The organism is Nocardioides sp. URHA0020 (assembly GCF_000620705.1).
Classification (GTDB): Bacteria; Actinomycetota; Actinomycetes; order Propionibacteriales; family Nocardioidaceae; genus Nocardioides.
In genome coordinates this window covers 214,511-230,004 of the sequence record NZ_JIAR01000025.1, presented here as the reverse complement: position 1 = coordinate 230,004, position 15,494 = coordinate 214,511, and the positions used below count along the sequence as shown (strand labels likewise).

The window sequence follows — 15,494 nt, the reverse complement described above, 5'->3', positions numbered from 1 at the left end:
CAGCGATGGGCGAGTTCGTGCGACTGGAGGTGGCCGACGGCGTCGGCACCATCCGGCTGGACCGACCGAAGATGAATGCGCTCAACGTGCAGGTGCAGGAGGAGATCCGCGCCGCGGCACTGGAGGCCACCGACCGCGACGACGTCAGGGCCGTCGTCATCTACGGCGGCGAGCGGGTCTTCGCGGCGGGCGCGGACATCAAGGAGATGGCCGACATGTCGTACACCGACATGGTCAAGCGCTCCGGGCCGCTGCAGTCCTCCCTCGGCGCCGTAGCCCGGATCCCGAAGCCCGTGGTCGCGGCCATCACCGGCTACGCGCTCGGCGGCGGCTGCGAGCTGGCGCTCTGCGCCGACCTCCGGATCGCGGCCGACAACGCGACGCTGGGCCAGCCCGAGATCCTGCTCGGCATCATCCCGGGCGCCGGCGGCACCCAGCGGCTCACGCGCCTGGTCGGCCCGAGCAGGGCGAAGGACCTGATCTTCACCGGCCGGTTCGTCCAGGCCGAGGAGGCGCTCGCGATCGGCCTGGTCGACAAGGTCGTCCCCGCCGAGAGCGTGTACGACGAGGCGCTCGCCTGGGCCGCGCAGTTCACCCGCGCGGCGTCGTACGCCCTGCGCGCCGCCAAGGAGAGCATCGACCGTGGGTCGGAGGTGGACCTGGAGACCGGGCTCGAGATCGAGCGTCAGCAGTTCGCCGCGCTCTTCGCCACCGAGGACAGGACGACCGGGATGACCTCGTTCGTCGAGAACGGCCCCGGGAAGGCCGCGTTCGAGGGTCGCTGAGGACCACCGGGCGCGCTCCGGTCCTTGTTTGGGTCCGGCCGGGTGGGGGATGGTTCGGCGGCGGGGACCGTGGTAACTCTGGTCGCCAACGGACAACAGGGATGGTGAGGCGGGGTGACGTCAGACGTGGCTGAGCGCAAGCGGGGCTCCATGGTGGCCGTGGTGCGCACGCGGGCGGCACAGGTGATCTGGCTGGCGGCGGTGGTCTGCGCGCTCTTCCTGGCCGTCGGGGCGCTGCTGATCGCGCTCGACGCCAACCAGGACAACCCGCTGGTGAGCTTCGTGCTCGACGTCGCCGACGTCGTCGACCTCGACGTGTTCTCGCGCTCCAACGGCATCTTCACCTTCGACGGCGCCGACGCCGCCACCAAGAGCGCCCTGGCGAACTGGGGGCTGGGCGCGGTCGCCTACCTGATCGTCGGACGCATCGCGGAGCGGATCGTCCGGCCCTGACGGTCGCCCTGCCGGCGGTTCCGGTCTCGAGGGCGACCGTGACAGTGACGCTGTGACGTATCCGACCCTGCTACGAGTTTCGGCGCGTCCTACGCGGCGGTAGCCTCACGAGCACATCGAGTCCACAGGAGGGGCCGTCCCGGCCACACCACCATGAACATTGTCGTCTGTGTGAAGTACGTCCCCGACGCCACTGCCGACCGGCAGTTCGAGTCGGACAACACTGTTGACCGCGTCGGCGTCGACGGCCTGCTGTCGGAGCTCGACGAGTACGGCGTCGAGCAGTCCCTGCAGATCAAGGAGAAGGCCGGGGACGACACCACCGTCACCGCCCTCTGCGTCGGCCCGGAGAAGGCGCTCGACGCCGTCCGCAAGGCGCTGCAGATGGGTGCCGACAAGGGTGTCCACGTGATCGACGACGCCATCGCCGGCTCCGATGCGGCCGCGACCTCGCTGGTGCTCGCCAAGGCGATTGAGAAGATCGGCGCCGAGACGCCCGTCGACCTCGTCGTCGGCGGTCTGGCCTCGACCGACGCCGGCATGAGCGTCGTCCCGGCGATGCTCGCCGAGCGCCTCGGGCTGCCGCAGGTCACGCTGGCCTCGGTCGTGGAGTTCCAGGGCGACCAGGTGCGCATCAAGCGCGACGGCGACACCGCCACCGAAGTCATCGGCGGCACCATGCCGCTGGTCCTGTCGGTCACCGACCAGTCGGGCGAGGCTCGCTACCCGTCGTTCAAGGGCATCATGGCGGCGAAGAAGAAGCCGCTCGAGACCTGGTCGCTGAGCGACCTCGGGGTCGAGGCCGACCAGGTCGGTCTGGCCGCGGCGTGGACCGAGGTCGTGGACACCGCGGCCCGTCCGCCGCGCACAGCCGGCGAGATCGTCAAGGACGAGGACGGTTCGGGCGCCACGGCGCTGGCCGAGTTCCTCGCTTCCAAGAAGTTCATCTGAGGAGCGCTGCCTGATGTCTGAAGTTCTGGTTGTCGTCGACCACGTCGACGGCGCGGTCAAGAAGCCCACGTACGAGCTGCTCACCATCGCCAAGCGGCTCGGTGAGCCCTCTGCGGTCTACATCGGTCCCGCCGACAAGGCGTCCGAGGTGACCGACAAGGTCAAGAAGTACGGCGCGGAGAAGGTCTACGTGGTCGACGACGCCCAGCTCAAGGGCTACCTCGTCGCGCCCAAGGCCGAGGCCCTCGCCCAGCTCGTCGAGAAGGCGTCGCCGGCCGCGATCCTGATCCCGTCCTCCGCCGAGGGCAAGGAGATCGGTGGTCGCCTGTCGATCAAGCTCCAGTCCGGCCTGATCACCGACGCCGTCGACGTCCAGCCCGGTGACGGTGGAGCGCCGGTGACCACGCAGAGCGTGTTCGCGGGCAACTTCACGGTCCAGGCGAAGGTCACCCAGGGCACCCCGATCATCACGGTCAAGCCCAACTCGGCTGCTCCCGAGGAGTCCGAGGGCGCCGGTGCGGTCGAGGAGTTCACGCCGACCATCTCCGACACCGCGAAGACCGCGCAGATCGTGGCCGCCCAGCCGCGGCAGGCCACCGGTCGCCCCGAGCTGACCGAGGCCGCGATCGTGGTCTCGGGCGGTCGTGGCACCGGCGGCAACTTCGAGCCGATCGAGGCCCTCGCGGACGCCCTCGGCGCGGCCGTCGGCGCCTCGCGGGCCGCCGTCGACTCGGGCTGGATGCCGCACACCTTCCAGGTCGGCCAGACCGGCAAGACGGTCTCGCCGCAGCTGTACGTCGCCAACGGCATCTCCGGTGCGATCCAGCACCGCGCCGGCATGCAGACCTCGAAGACCATCGTGGCCGTCAACAAGGACGAAGAGGCCCCGATGTTCGAGCTCGTCGACTTCGGGGTGGTGGGTGACCTGCACACGGTGCTGCCCGCCGCCACTGAGGAGATCAACAAGCGCAAGGGCTGAGTCCCCCTGCATGGACGGGTCGTCCGCCTCACGCATGTCACTGGGCATGCCTGAGGCGGACGACCCGTCTGTCGTGGGTCCTCCACCGCTGCGGATCCATCAGCGCGGCGCGCTGGCGGCGCTGGAGACGGCGTACGCCGCCGGCCGGACCCGGGCGTGGATCGCGCTCCCGCCCGGAGGCGGCAAGACCCGGGTCGGCCTGGAGACGGCGGCCCGGCACCTCGCGGACGGCACCGTCACCCGCGCCGTGGTGCTCAGCCCCAACACCGCGATCCAGGGTCAGTGGGTGGATGCCGCGACGGCCCTCGGGCTGACGGCCTCCGACGACCGCTCCCTGGACGCGCAGCTCGTCTCGCTGACCTACCAGGCGGTCGCCGTCTTCGACGCCGACGACGAGGTGGCCGACGACCCGGACGGCGCCGGTACGACGCAGCTCGCCCGCCTCCACCCCAACGGGCGCGCACTGGTCGAGCGGTTGCGGGCCACGCCCGGGCTGCTGCTCGTCCTCGACGAGTGCCACCACCTGCTCGAGGTGTGGGGCGAGCTGCTCGCGGAGGTGCTCGCCGAGCTCTCCGGCTCCCGGGTGCTGGGACTGACCGCGACGCCGCCGGCGACCCTGGACGCCGACCAGGCCGCGCTCGTCGACGACCTCTTCGGCGGGATCGTCTTCCAGGCCGGCGTCCCGGCACTGGTCCGCGAGGGCGACTTGGCGCCGTACCTCGAGCTCGCCCACCTGGTCACGCCGACCGCCCACGAGGAGGAGTGGCTGGCCGCGGAGGCGACCCGGTTCGCCGAGCTGACGACCCGGTTGACGGACCCCGCCTTCGGCTCGCTGCCGTTCCTGCAGTGGCTCGACGACCGGTTCGTGACCGCCACGCCTCGCGGCCCCGCCACGCCCGAGCAGCTCGACGCGGCGCTCCGCCTGCACTTCGTGGATCTGCTGGACCTGCCGCCCGGTGCGCTCGTCTCGGAGCGGCACCGTCGACCGCCGAGTCCGGCGGACTGGGTCGCGCTGCTCGATGACTGGCTGCTGCGGTGCGTGACCGACAGCGACGACGCGCGCGACCACGAGGTCCTCGCCGTCGTACGCCGGGCGCTGCCTGCGGTGGGCTACGTCTGGACCCGGCGGGGCGTGCGCCCCGGCCGCTCGATCGTCGACCGGGTGCTGGCCCGGTCGCTGGCGAAGACGACCGCCGCCGTGGGTCTGGTGGCGGGGGAGTGGGACGCCCTCGGCGAGCACGCCCGGGTGCTGGTGCTCTGCGACCACGAGCGCGCCACCGCGATCGTCCCGCGCGAGCTCGACGGGGTCATCGACGAGCAGGAGGGGTCGGCCCGTTCGGTCATCGCGGCCCTCGCCGCCGACCCGGCCACCGCCGGGCTCGACCCGCTGCTGGTGACCGGCTCCACCGTCGCCGCCGGCGAGGGCACGCTGCGGGCCCTGGTCGAGGACGTACGGCGCACCGACCCGCGCCTGGCCGACGCCCTGGTCGTCGAGCCGGGAGACGGGTCGGTGGCGCGGCTGACCGGACCGTGGACCAGTCGGCGCTGGGTGCCGCTCGTCACCCGCTTCTTCGAGAGCGGCGGGTCCCGGGTCCTCGTCGGCACGCGCGGCCTGCTGGGCGAGGGCTGGGACGCCCGCCGGATCAGCACCCTGATCGACCTGACCACCGCGACGACCAGCACGGCGGTCGTCCAGACCCGCGGTCGTGCGCTGCGGGTCGACCCGACGTGGCCGGACAAGGTCGCCCTGACCTGGTCGGTCGTCTGTCTCACCGAGGCGCACCCGCGCGGCGGCCAGGACTGGGATCGGCTGGTGCGCAAGCACGTCGGCTTCCAAGGGGTCGACGCCGAGGGCGACGTGGTCGACGGCGTCGGACACCTGGACGCGTCGTTCTCGCCGTACGCCCCTCCCGCGGCCGCGGACCTCGACCGGCTGAACGACCGGATGCGGCAGCGGGCCGCCGACCGCCACGCGGTGCGCGCCTGGTGGCGGATCGGGGAGCCGTACGCCGACCAGGTGCGACCGACCCTGCGGGTACGCGGCCGGCTCGCGCCGGTGGTCGGTCCCGACCAGCGGCCGGTGCCACCGACCGTCGTCGTGGGTGCCGAGGGCGTGCTGCTGCGGGGAGCCGACGACGGCCCCCGGACGCTCGGCGTCGGTGACCTGTCGACGGCCGGGCTGGCGGCGGCCGGCGTGGTGTCGGTGGCGGTGCAGCCGCTGGTCGCCCTCGGTCTGGGCGTCGCGACCGTCGGTGCCGGGCTGGCCACGGTGCGGCACCGCCGCGACGAGCTCCGGGTCTGGAGCGCCGGGCTGCTGGCGCGGGTGTTGGCCGGGCCGACCCTCGAGCAGCTGGCCTGCGCGGTCGCCGACGCGCTGACCGGTGCCGGGCTCGCCGCGCCCGGTGCCGACGCCGTGGTCGTCGAGCCGCACCCGAGCGGCGAGTACCGCTGCCGGCTGGAGGGCGCCGACGAGCCGTCGGCGTGGCTCTTCACCGAGGCGTTGGAGCAGCTGCTGGCCCCGCTGGCCGCGCCGCGGTACGTCGTCGCCCGCTACGTCCTCGCACCCGCCGACGTCCCCGTCCCGGGCGTGTGGGCCGGCCTGCGGGGAGCGGCCGCGGTGCGCGCGGCGCTCGGTCGGGCGCACCCGTCGGGCGAGGCGTGGCACGCGGTCCCGACCGTGCTCGGCGTCAACGCCACGCGCGCCGGAGCCTTCGCGACCGCCTGGGAGCGCTGGGTCGGGCCGACCGAGCTGCTCTACACCGGCTCGCCCCGGGGCGCCGGTGTCATCGCCGCCCAGCAGGGCAGCGACCCGTTCGCCGCCGCGACCGTGATCCGCCGCACCTGGTCCTAGGCTCGGGCGGTGGAGTTCGCATCGCTGGAGCCGCTCGAGGGCGGCTGGTCGGGCCAGACCTTCGTCGCCGACGCCGGCGGCGAGCGGACCGTCGTACGCATCTATGCCGACGGTCGTCGTGGCCCCGTGGCACAGGAGGTCGACGCCGCGGTGCTGCGCCTGGTGCGCGGGCTGCTGCCGGTGCCGGAGGTCCTCGAGGTACGCCGCGCCGACCCGGCCACCGGGCTGCCCGCCCTGCTGGTGACCGAGTTCCTGCCCGGTGTGCGCGGCGACCTGCTGCTCCCGACGCTCGACGACGACGGGCTGCGACGGGTGGGGGAGTCGGTCGGCCGCGTGGTCGCCACGCTCGGCGGGATGCCGTTGCTGGACCGCGGTGTCTTCGTGGACGGCGACCTGCGCGTCGAGCCCGTCGAGCCGGAGCTGCCCGAGTCGCTCGGTGCGCTGCGAGCGACCGCGGAGGCGCTGCTCGACGAGGAGACCCGCAGCTGCCTGGTCCACGGCGACCTCGATCCCGCGAACCTGCTCCTCGACCCGGGCACGGGGGAGGTCGTCGGCGTGCTGGACTGGGAGCTCGCGCACGCCGGCCACCCGTTCGCCGACCTCGGCAGCGTGCTCCGCTTCGACCGGGCGCCGGCGTACGTCGACGCCGTGCTCGCGACGTACGCCGAGCTCCGGGGCACCCCGCCGGGCCGGGCGCTGGAGCTGGCCCGGGCCGCGGATCTCCACGCCCTCGCGGGCCTGGCCCCCCGCGCCGGGCAGCACCCGGTCGCCACCCGGGCCGCCGGGCTGCTGGCCGCGATCGGTGCCGGGGGCGACCTCCACGCCGCCGCTCACCCCTAGGGGTGGGACGCCGTGCTGGATGTGGCGCGATTGCCACGATCGGCACGGATGGCATTTACACTTCCGCTGTGACACAGGGGACAACTCGGGCCGTGACGTTGCTGGCACTTGCGATTGGGGCGTCGTTGCTCAGCATCGTTCCGCTGAGCCCTGCGAACGCGGCGCGCGACCGCTGGAAGCCGCCGGTCGGTGTCAGCTTCAACGATCCCACCGGCAACGCCGACGCGCGCGGCGAGATCGTCACCCGCCTCAAGCGGGCGATCAAGCACACCCACAAGGGCTCCACGATCCGGCTCTCGAGCTTCTCCTTCGACCGCATGGACGTCGCGAAGCTGCTGATCCGGGCGCACCGCCGCGGGGTCCACGTGCAGATGGTCGTCATGGACCACACCGCCAAGACCGACACGCTGCCGGACGAGACCGAGGACGCCGACGACCCCGAGGCCGAGCCGTCCGCCGTCAAGCCGAAGCCCAACAAGGCGCAGAAGCGGATCGTCAGGGAGCTCGGCCAGAGCCGCAAGCGCTCGAGCTTCATCGTCTTCTGCACGGGCTCCTGCCGCAAGGGCAAGACCGGTGACCTGCACACCAAGATCTACTCGTTCAGCCGGACCGGCGCGGCCAAGTACGTCGTCATGGCGACCTCCGGCAACCTGACCAACGGCTCCGCCTTCGCGCAGTGGAACGACATGAACACGATCGTCGGCGACAAGGCCCTCTACCGGACCTGGGTCAAGGTCTTCCTGCAGCTCAAGGCCGACCGCAAGGCGAAGCCGCGTCGGATCAACTACAGCTCGCCGGTGCGCTCGGTCTACTTCTTCAAGCAGGCCGCCGGTGCCGCCCAGCGCACGACGTCGACGACGCCGGCACTGCGTCGGGGCAGCAGCGACCCCGTCATCCAGCGTCTCGACAAGGTCGGCTGCAAGGCACCGAGGGGCACCGGCAGCGCGGGTCGCACCGTCGTGCGCGTCATCATGTACGGCTGGTACGGCGGCCGCGGTGACCGGATCGCCAGGAAGGTGGCCTCGCTGCGCCGTTCGGGCTGCTTGGTGAAGGTGATCGGCAGCGTGCTCGGGCCCTCGACGGCCAGCATCCTGCGCGGGGCCAAGATCCCGATGAAGGCTGCTGACTGGGACTTCGGCGACCGGGTGTCGACCAACGGCCAGAAGCTGGTGACGGGTCCGCGCTGCTACTCCCACTACAAGGTGCTGGCGATCAGCGGCTCGTACGCCGGGAAGCGGACCAAGGCGGTGTGGACCGGCTCGGAGAACTGGTCGGCCGTCTCGTACTCCAACGACGAGGTGACGCTGCGCCTCAACGGCGGTCGCGTCTACTCCAAGTACTTCCACCTCTTCAGCAGGATGTGGAAGGACAAGGACGCCACCCACCCCGTCGGCGTCAAGCCCACGCGTCGGCCCTGCCACGGCTAGTCCGGTCGGGGCCCCTAGCCTGGGACCCATGATCTCCGAGGTGCTGCAGGTCGCGGTCCGGGCCCGGACGGCGAGCCTCGAGCTCGCGCTGGCCACCCGGGCCCGGAAGGACGCCGCCCTGCTGGCGATGGCCGCGGCGCTCTCGCGGCACGAGGCGGAGGTCCTGGCGGCCAACGCCGAGGACGTGACGCGCGCCGAGTCCGGTGGCACCGCGCCCAACATCGTGGACCGGCTGCGGCTGACGCCCGAGCGGATCGAGGGCATGGCCCAGGGGCTGCGCGACGTCGCCGCCCTGCCCGATCCGGTCGGTGACGTCGTACGTGGCAGCACGCTCGCCAACGGCCTCGAGCTGCGCCAGGTGCGGGTGCCGTTCGGCGTCGTCGGCATGATCTACGAGGCCCGCCCCAACGTCACCGCCGACGCGGCCGGCATCTGCCTGAAGTCCGGCAACGCGGTCCTCCTGCGCGGCAGCTCCAGCGCGCGGTCGAGCAACGCCGCGATCGTCGCCGTGCTGCGCGACGCCGTCGCCGCGACCGGGCTGCCGGCCGACGTCGTCCAGCTGGTGCCCGGCGACAGCCACGAGAGCGTCAAGGAGCTGATGCGGGCACGCGGGCACGTCGACGTGCTGATCCCGCGCGGCGGCGCGGGCCTGATCCGCTCGGTCGTCGAGGAGTCGACCGTGCCGGTGATCGAGACCGGGGTGGGCAACTGCCACGTGTACGTCGACCGCGCGGCCGACCTCGACCAGGCGCTGGCGATCGTGCTCAACGCCAAGACCCACCGCACCAGCGTCTGCAACGCGGCCGAGTCGCTGCTCGTGCACGCCGACGTCGCCGAGGACTTCGTGCCGCGGGTGGTCGTCGCGCTCCAGGAGGCTGGAGTGACGGTCCACGGCGACCCGACCTTCGCCGCGCAGGACGGGGTCGTCGCAGCCACCGAGGAGGACTACGCGACCGAGTACCTCTCGCTCGACATCTCCGCTGCCGTCGTACCGGACCTCGAGGCGGCGATCTCCCACATCCGACGCTTCTCGAGCCAGCACACGGAGGCGATCCTGACCCGCGACCAGGCGGCGGCCCGCCGGTTCACCGCGGCCGTCGACTCGGCGGCGGTGCTGGTCAACGCCTCGACCCGCTTCACCGACGGCGGCGAGTTCGGCTTCGGCGCCGAGATCGGGATCAGCACCCAGAAGCTGCACGCGCGGGGCCCGATGGGCCTGCCGGAGATGACCTCGACCAAGTACGTCGTGACCGGCGACGGCCACGTGCGCTGAGCGGTGGTTGAGGACCGAGCGCGGCGTGCCGGGCACGGTGGTCGAGGTGCGAGCGCGGCGTGCCGGGCACGGTGGTCGAGGACCGAGCGCGGCGTGCCGGGCACGGTGGTTGAGGTGCGAGCGCAGCGTGCCGGGCACGGTGGTTGAGGTGCGAGCGCAGCGAGCCTCGAAACCACCGGTAGGGTGTCGACCATGAACGCGCTGCTGACCGTCCTGCACACCGAGAACCCCAACGTGCCGAACCACTGGCTCGTCGGCGGGGTGGCGCTGGGGATCCTGCTGGCTCTGCTGCTGGGCCTGCTGGCCTTCGGTGCGGGACGAGAGCACAGCTGACCACCGGGCTCGTGTCGGGCGCCCGCCGGGTCGGTGTCATGGGCGGCACCTTCGACCCGATCCATCACGGCCACCTCGTGGCCGCGTCGGAGGTGCAGTCGTGGTTCGACCTCGACGAGGTCGTCTTCGTGCCGACCGGTGATCCGTGGCAGAAGTCGGACCGCGACGTCTCCCCGGCCGAGGACCGCTACCTGATGACGGTCATCGCGACCGCCGCCAACCCGCGCTTCAACGTCTCCCGCGTCGACATCGACCGGCACGGGCCGACGTACACGATCGACACGCTGAAGGACCTCGCGGCCCGGTTGCCCGACGCCGAGCTCTACTTCATCACCGGTGCCGACGCGCTGGCCGACATCTTCACCTGGCGCGATGCCGAGGAGCTCTTCTCGCTCGCCCAGTTCGTCGGCTGCACCCGGCCCGGCTACACGATGACCGAGGCCACGCTCGACGGGATCCCCGCCGACCGCGTCACGATGGTCGAGATCCCCGCCCTGGCGATCTCCTCCACCAACTGCCGTGAGCGCACCCGCCGCGGCGAGCCGGTCTGGTACCTCGTGCCCGACGGCGTCGTCCAATACATCGCCAAGCACCACCTGTACCCACAGGACTCCACAGAGGACCGTCAGTGACTGCCACAGAACACGCCATCGAGCTCGTCCAGGCCGCCGCCCGTGCGGCGTCCGACAAGCTCGCGTCCAACATCATCGCCTTCGACGTGAGCGAGCAGCTCGCGATCAGCGACGCGTTCGTGCTCGCCTCGGCGTCCAACGACCGCCAGGTCAAGTCGATCGTCGACGAGATCGAGGACCGGCTGCGCGACATCGGCGCCAAGCCGCTGCGCCGCGAGGGCGAGCGCGACGGACGCTGGGTGCTGATCGACTACGGCGAGATCGTCGTGCACGTGCAGCACGAGGAGGAGCGGCAGTTCTACGCCCTCGAGCGGCTCTGGCGTGACTGCCCGGCGATCAAGCTGCCCGCCGACGTCGTCTCGCATGAGCGCTGAGGCCGCGCGCCGACTGCTCCTGCTCCGTCACGGCCAGACCGCCTGGAACGCCGCCCGCCGCGTCCAGGGCCAGCTCGAGGCCGAGCTCGACGACACCGGCCACCGGCAGGCCGCCGCCGTCGCCGCTGCGCTCGCCGCCAGGGCGCCGGTGGCCCTCTGGTCCTCCGACAGCGTGCGCGCGCGCCAGACGGCGTCGTACGTCGCGGGGGAGACCGGGCTCGCCCCGGCGTACGACGCCCGCCTGCGCGAGTACTTCCTCGCCGACCGGCAGGGCCTGACCCACGAGGAGTACGCCGCGCTCGCCCCGGACGAGTTCGCCGCCTTCCGGCTGGGCGACTTCGACGTGGTGCCCGGAGGGGAGACCGCCGAGCAGGTGTCCCGCCGGATGGTGGCGGCGCTGCAAGAGCTGCTCGCCTCGATCGGCCCGGGCGAGCTCGCCGTGGCCGTGTCCCATGGGGCCGCGATCCGCGACGCGGTCCCTGCTCTCCTCGGCTGGCCCGTCACCGAGCGGGCCGTCCTGCACGGGCTGGACAACTGCGGCTGGGTCGAGCTCGACCAGGCCACCGCCGGTGGGGCGTTGCGGCTGAAGGCGTACAACCGCGTCGTGGCGCCCTGACCCTCCCCGGATTCGCATCCGGCGGATCGGTTGGCTAGTATTCCGCGAGTTGTCACCCGCTGGCGCGGGAAGCAATGGGGCTGTGGCGCAGCTGGTAGCGCACCTGCATGGCATGCAGGGGGTCAGGGGTTCGAATCCCCTCAGCTCCACCGAAGGTGCAGGCCAGGGCCATGTTCTGAATCCTCAGGCGAGGAGGACGGCATGGCCCTTCGGCTTGTCCGGCTCCTCCTCGTGCGCGGTGCCCGCCGGGAACGACGGCCGCGACGGGTCAGCTCTCCGTCCGGACGAGCGCGAGCCGCTGGAGAAGGGTCTCCAGGGAGTCCTCGAACTCGAGCGCGGAGTGGTTCTCGCGCAGCTGCCCCGAGAGCCGCCGGACGTTCGGGTACGGCGCGAGCGAGGTGTCGACGTCCTCCTCGAGGACGTCGAGGGGACCGAGGTCCGCGCCGAGCACGGCGACCTCGAGCAGCAGGTGGCCCAGCAGGAAGCTCGTGAACGCGCGGTAGGACTCAACCGTCGCCCGGTCGCTGAAGCCCTCGTCCCGCAGGCCCTGGAGGAACGCCTCCACCCACCGCAGGCTGCGCAGTGGCGGACGCAGCCAGGGAGCCTCGGCGGGTCGCGACGCGACGAGGGGGAACGCCCTCGGATGGCTCAGCGCGACCCGACGGATCCCGTGGGCGAGTCGTTGCAGGTAGTCCTGCCAGCCGTGCTGCGGGCGCTCGACGACGTCGGGGTCCGCCTCCATCTCGTCGACGATGCGCTCCACGACGGCGTCGAGGAGCTGCTCGCGGCCGGGGACGTACCGGTACAACGACATCGCCTCGACGCCCAGCAGGGTGCCCAACCGACGCATCGACAGGCCCGGGAGTCCCTCCCGGTCGATGAACGCCACCGCTGCGTCGACGATGCGCTCCTTGCTCAGCGGGACGCGCTCCGAGGGCACCGCCTCACCGCGGACCCGGGCGGCGTCGGCGTCGAGGTGGGTGTCGGGAGCCGGCGCGACCGACCCCTGGTCGTCGCCTTCTCGTGCGTCCGACATCGGGCCTCCTCGCGGCCAAGCCTACGAGCGTAGAAGAACGAGGCGCCCCGCCGACGGAGAAATCCTCGACGCCCACCCGCATGGAGGCCAGGGGCCATGGGCACCGAGCACGCAATCCGGTTTACGCCGTAAGGCGGTCGCATGGGAGCGGCCCGCCGACGTGAGCCGCACGTTCTTGGGAGGGCCAGATGGTCAGCAAGGTGTCATTCCTCATCGGGTTGGGAGCCGGCTACGTCCTCGGCGCGCGTTCGGGCCGTGAGCGCTACGAGCAGATCGCGCAGAAGGCGCAGCAGGTGTGGAACAACCCGCGGGTCCAGGAGAAGGCGGGACAGGCGCAGCAGGTCGCGCAGGAGAAGGCGGGGCAGGCCGGCCAGCTCGCGAAGGACAAGGTCGGCCAGGCCGGATCGGCGGTCAAGGAGAAGGTGTCGTCCACGTCCACCTCCGACGGTGACGGGACGGCCGGTGCAGGCACGCACGGGTACGCCGGCACCGTGTCCCCCGCGGCGACGGATCCGGTCGCCACCAGCGCGGGGAACCTGCCGTGAGCCACAACGCGGACGCGGGTGCCCGGACCGCCGCCGGCGCACGCACCGAGACGGACTCGACCGGCGACCTGGTGTCGCGCCTCTCGCAGGACGTGTCACGGCTGGTGCGCGACGAGCTCCGGCTCGCGCAGCTCGAGGTCAGTGGCAAGGCCAAGAAGGCCGGCGTCGGCGCCGGGCTGCTCGGGGGCGCCGGCGTCATCGCCCTCTACGGCCTGGGCGTGCTGATCACCACGGCCATCCTGGCCCTCGCGCTCGCGATGCCCGCCTGGCTGGCCGCCCTCATCGTCGGCGTGGTGCTTCTCGTCGTCGCCGGCATCGCCGCCCTGATCGGCAAGAAGCGCGTCGCCGCAGCGGCACCGCCGGTCCCCGAGCGGGCCGTCGAGAGCATCAAGCAGGACGTGGACGCGGTCAAGCAGGCCCGCAACCGCTGACCAGCGGAACGTCCGGCGTCCGGACTCACCTCCACGTCGGCCACCACGCCATTCCATGCACCGTTCACAGCATCGAGGGAGGCCACCACATGGCCACGAACGACACCGCCCACAGCGCCCGGACCCACCAGGACGACGGCAGCGCACCCGCTGAGGAGGCGAAGCCGGAGCTCGCGGAGGTCCAGGCCGACATCGAGCGCACTCGCGCCGACCTGGCCGACACCGTCGACCAGCTCACCGCCAAGCTCGACGTGAAGACCCGGGTCCGCAACAGCCTCGCGGACACCAAGGACGACGCGACGGCGCAGCTGCGGCGGCTCCAGGACCGGGCCACCGACGACGAGGGCAAGCCGACCCCGACGACGCTCGGCATCGGTGGCGGCACGCTCGCCGCGGTCCTGGCGGTCATCGTGCTCGCCCTGTGGCGTCGCAACAACGCCACCCGGCGGCCGCGGAGGCGGCGCTGATGTTCGGGCGGGGGAGCGGCTCCGATGTCGACGTCCGTGACCGCGGGACCGACGCCGGGACCCGGGACACGCCGCCGTCCGGGCACGCGGACAAGCCGGACTCACCGGGAGACCTGAGGAAGCGGTCGTGGCTCTACGTCGCGCGCAAGACCGTGCGCGAGTTCTCCGACGACCAGTGCACCGACCTCGCGGCCGCGCTGACGTACTACTCGGTCCTCGCGCTGTTCCCGGCCGCCATCGCCATCCTGTCGCTGGTCAGCCTCGTCGGCCAGGGCCCGAGCACCGTCGACACGCTGCTCGGCATCCTGCGAGACGTGGGCGCCGCCAGCGCCGCGGACACCCTGGAGCCGACCCTGACCCAGCTCAGCAAGGCCCAGAACTCCGGCCTGGCGCTCATCGTCGGACTCGCCACGGCCCTGTGGTCCGCCTCCGGGTACGTCGGCGCCTTCGGGCGCGGGATGAACCGGGTGTACGAGGTCGACGAGGGTCGGCCGATCTGGAAGCTGCGTCCGACGATGCTGGTGGTCACTCTCATCACCGTCGTCCTCACCGCCGTGGTCGCGATCGGGCTCGTCCTCACCGGGCCGGCCGCCACGGCCGTCGGGAACGCCATCGGGCTGGGCTCCACCGTCGTGACTGTGTGGAACATCGCCAAGTGGCCCGTCCTGCTCGCCGTGGTGGTCCTCATCGTCGCGTTGCTGTACTACGCGACGCCGAACGTCAAGCAGCCCAAGTTCCGGTGGATCAGCGTCGGCGCCCTCGTCGCCATCCTCACCTGGGTCGTCGCCTCGGCCCTCTTCGGGTTCTACGTCGCCAACTTCGCCAGCTACAACAAGACCTACGGGTCGCTGGCCGGCGTCATCGTGTTCCTGCTGTGGTTGTGGATCACCAACCTGGCGCTGCTCTTCGGCGCCGAGCTGGACGCGGAGCTGGAGCGCGGTCGCCAGCTCCAGGCGGGCATGCCGGCGGAGGAGGTCATCCAGCTCCCCGCGCGTGACACCCGCAAGAGCGACAAGGCCGCCGAGAAGGAGCGCACGGACATCGAGCGTGGCCGCCGGCTCCGCCTGACCCACGGTCGCGACGACGATCCCGACCGCTCCGACCACTCCGACAACCGGTCCGGCCAACACGAGCGAGGTGGCAGATGAAGTCCGAGAAGCAGTCGAGCAAGTCCGCGAAGATCCTGTACCGACCCTGGGGGCTCATCGCGAGCCTCCTGGGCGGGCTGATCGCGGGACAGATCTTCCAGCGGGTCTGGAAGCAGCTGGATCCCGAGAGTCCGGAGGACCCGCCCAAGCCCCTCGAGTCGGAGTACCGGCTCCGGAAGATCCTCATCGCTGCTGCCGTGCAGGGCGCCATCTTCACCATCGTCCGCGCACTCATCAACCGCGGTGGCGCCCGCCTCTTCGAGCGGTGGACCGGCGAATGGCCGGGCGACTAGCTCGTCCACGTCCACGCGCTGGGCATCCCTCAGCGAGCTCGCAGGCTCCGACCGGTGGTC

General features: G+C 72.1%; 18 protein-coding genes and 1 tRNA gene. 18 read left to right on the top strand and 1 reads right to left on the bottom strand.

What is annotated here, in order from left to right:
• The first annotated feature begins 5 nt into the window (after nt 1–5).
• From N542_RS0101430 to N542_RS0101370, 13 genes are all read left to right on the top strand, one after another.
• Nucleotides 6–785: an enoyl-CoA hydratase/isomerase family protein gene (locus tag N542_RS0101430; protein WP_028642407.1), complete on the top strand. Its 780-nt coding sequence runs from the start codon at nt 6–8 to the stop codon at nt 783–785.
• Between the two features lie 126 nt (nt 786–911).
• Nucleotides 912–1,238: a hypothetical protein gene (locus N542_RS0101425; protein ID WP_231482361.1), complete on the top strand. Its 327-nt coding sequence runs from the start codon at nt 912–914 to the stop codon at nt 1,236–1,238.
• A gap of 171 nt (nt 1,239–1,409) precedes the next feature.
• A complete protein-coding gene (locus N542_RS0101420) occupies nt 1,410–2,189 on the top strand; it encodes an electron transfer flavoprotein subunit beta/FixA family protein (protein ID WP_231482360.1) in 780 nt (259 codons plus the stop codon).
• A 13-nt stretch (nt 2,190–2,202) separates the two neighbouring features.
• Complete coding sequence (locus N542_RS0101415) at nt 2,203–3,168, top strand: electron transfer flavoprotein subunit alpha/FixB family protein (protein ID WP_028642404.1); 966 nt, start codon at nt 2,203–2,205, stop codon at nt 3,166–3,168.
• A gap of 46 nt (nt 3,169–3,214) precedes the next feature.
• Nucleotides 3,215–6,019, top strand: coding sequence for a DEAD/DEAH box helicase family protein (locus tag N542_RS0101410; RefSeq protein ID WP_081794950.1), 2,805 nt, complete (start codon nt 3,215–3,217; stop codon nt 6,017–6,019).
• Between the two features lie 9 nt (nt 6,020–6,028).
• Entirely contained in the window at nt 6,029–6,859 is an 831-nt protein-coding gene (locus N542_RS0101405; RefSeq protein ID WP_028642402.1) for a phosphotransferase family protein, read from the top strand.
• A 125-nt stretch (nt 6,860–6,984) separates the two neighbouring features.
• Nucleotides 6,985–8,286, top strand: a complete 1,302-nt coding sequence (locus N542_RS0101400) for a phospholipase D-like domain-containing protein (protein ID WP_028642401.1) — start codon at nt 6,985–6,987, stop codon at nt 8,284–8,286.
• A 28-nt stretch (nt 8,287–8,314) separates the two neighbouring features.
• A complete protein-coding gene (locus tag N542_RS0101395; RefSeq protein WP_028642400.1) occupies nt 8,315–9,559 on the top strand; it encodes a glutamate-5-semialdehyde dehydrogenase in 1,245 nt (414 codons plus the stop codon).
• A 192-nt stretch (nt 9,560–9,751) separates the two neighbouring features.
• Nucleotides 9,752–9,892: a hypothetical protein gene (locus N542_RS27730; protein ID WP_197025825.1), complete on the top strand. Its 141-nt coding sequence runs from the start codon at nt 9,752–9,754 to the stop codon at nt 9,890–9,892.
• 11 nt (nt 9,893–9,903) lie between these two features.
• A complete protein-coding gene (nadD, locus tag N542_RS0101385; RefSeq protein ID WP_442937378.1) occupies nt 9,904–10,524 on the top strand; it encodes a nicotinate-nucleotide adenylyltransferase in 621 nt (206 codons plus the stop codon).
• Nucleotides 10,521–10,898 carry a ribosome silencing factor gene (gene rsfS, locus N542_RS0101380; protein ID WP_028642398.1) on the top strand — a complete coding sequence of 126 codons (378 nt, stop codon included), beginning with the start codon at nt 10,521–10,523 and terminating at the stop codon, nt 10,896–10,898. The genes nadD and rsfS overlap by 4 nt, the downstream gene beginning before the upstream one ends.
• Complete coding sequence (locus N542_RS0101375) at nt 10,888–11,514, top strand: histidine phosphatase family protein (protein ID WP_028642397.1); 627 nt, start codon at nt 10,888–10,890, stop codon at nt 11,512–11,514. Before rsfS ends, N542_RS0101375 begins: the two co-directional genes overlap by 11 nt.
• A 76-nt stretch (nt 11,515–11,590) precedes the next feature.
• Nucleotides 11,591–11,663 (top strand) — tRNA-Ala (locus N542_RS0101370).
• A gap of 119 nt (nt 11,664–11,782) precedes the next feature.
• Here N542_RS0101370 and N542_RS0101365 read toward each other — a convergent pair.
• Nucleotides 11,783–12,550 (bottom strand): TetR/AcrR family transcriptional regulator, encoded by a 768-nt coding sequence (locus N542_RS0101365; RefSeq protein WP_028642396.1) that lies wholly within the window; start codon nt 12,548–12,550, stop codon nt 11,783–11,785.
• A 200-nt stretch (nt 12,551–12,750) separates the two neighbouring features.
• Here N542_RS0101365 and N542_RS22875 point away from each other — a divergent pair, with 200 nt between their 5' ends.
• From N542_RS22875 to N542_RS0101340, 5 genes are all read left to right on the top strand, one after another.
• Nucleotides 12,751–13,095 (top strand): hypothetical protein, encoded by a 345-nt coding sequence (locus N542_RS22875; protein ID WP_197025824.1) that lies wholly within the window; start codon nt 12,751–12,753, stop codon nt 13,093–13,095.
• A complete protein-coding gene (locus N542_RS0101355; RefSeq protein WP_028642395.1) occupies nt 13,092–13,526 on the top strand; it encodes a phage holin family protein in 435 nt (144 codons plus the stop codon). The genes N542_RS22875 and N542_RS0101355 overlap by 4 nt, the downstream gene beginning before the upstream one ends.
• Nucleotides 13,527–13,615: 89 nt before the next feature.
• Entirely contained in the window at nt 13,616–13,993 is a 378-nt protein-coding gene (locus N542_RS22870; protein ID WP_051551276.1) for a DUF3618 domain-containing protein, read from the top strand.
• Nucleotides 13,993–15,141, top strand: coding sequence for a YihY/virulence factor BrkB family protein (locus N542_RS22865; RefSeq protein WP_197025823.1), 1,149 nt, complete (start codon nt 13,993–13,995; stop codon nt 15,139–15,141). Before N542_RS22870 ends, N542_RS22865 begins: the two co-directional genes overlap by 1 nt.
• Nucleotides 15,138–15,434 carry a DUF4235 domain-containing protein gene (locus N542_RS0101340; protein ID WP_028642394.1) on the top strand — a complete coding sequence of 99 codons (297 nt, stop codon included), beginning with the start codon at nt 15,138–15,140 and terminating at the stop codon, nt 15,432–15,434. Before N542_RS22865 ends, N542_RS0101340 begins: the two co-directional genes overlap by 4 nt.
• Nucleotides 15,435–15,494 lie beyond the last annotated feature (60 nt).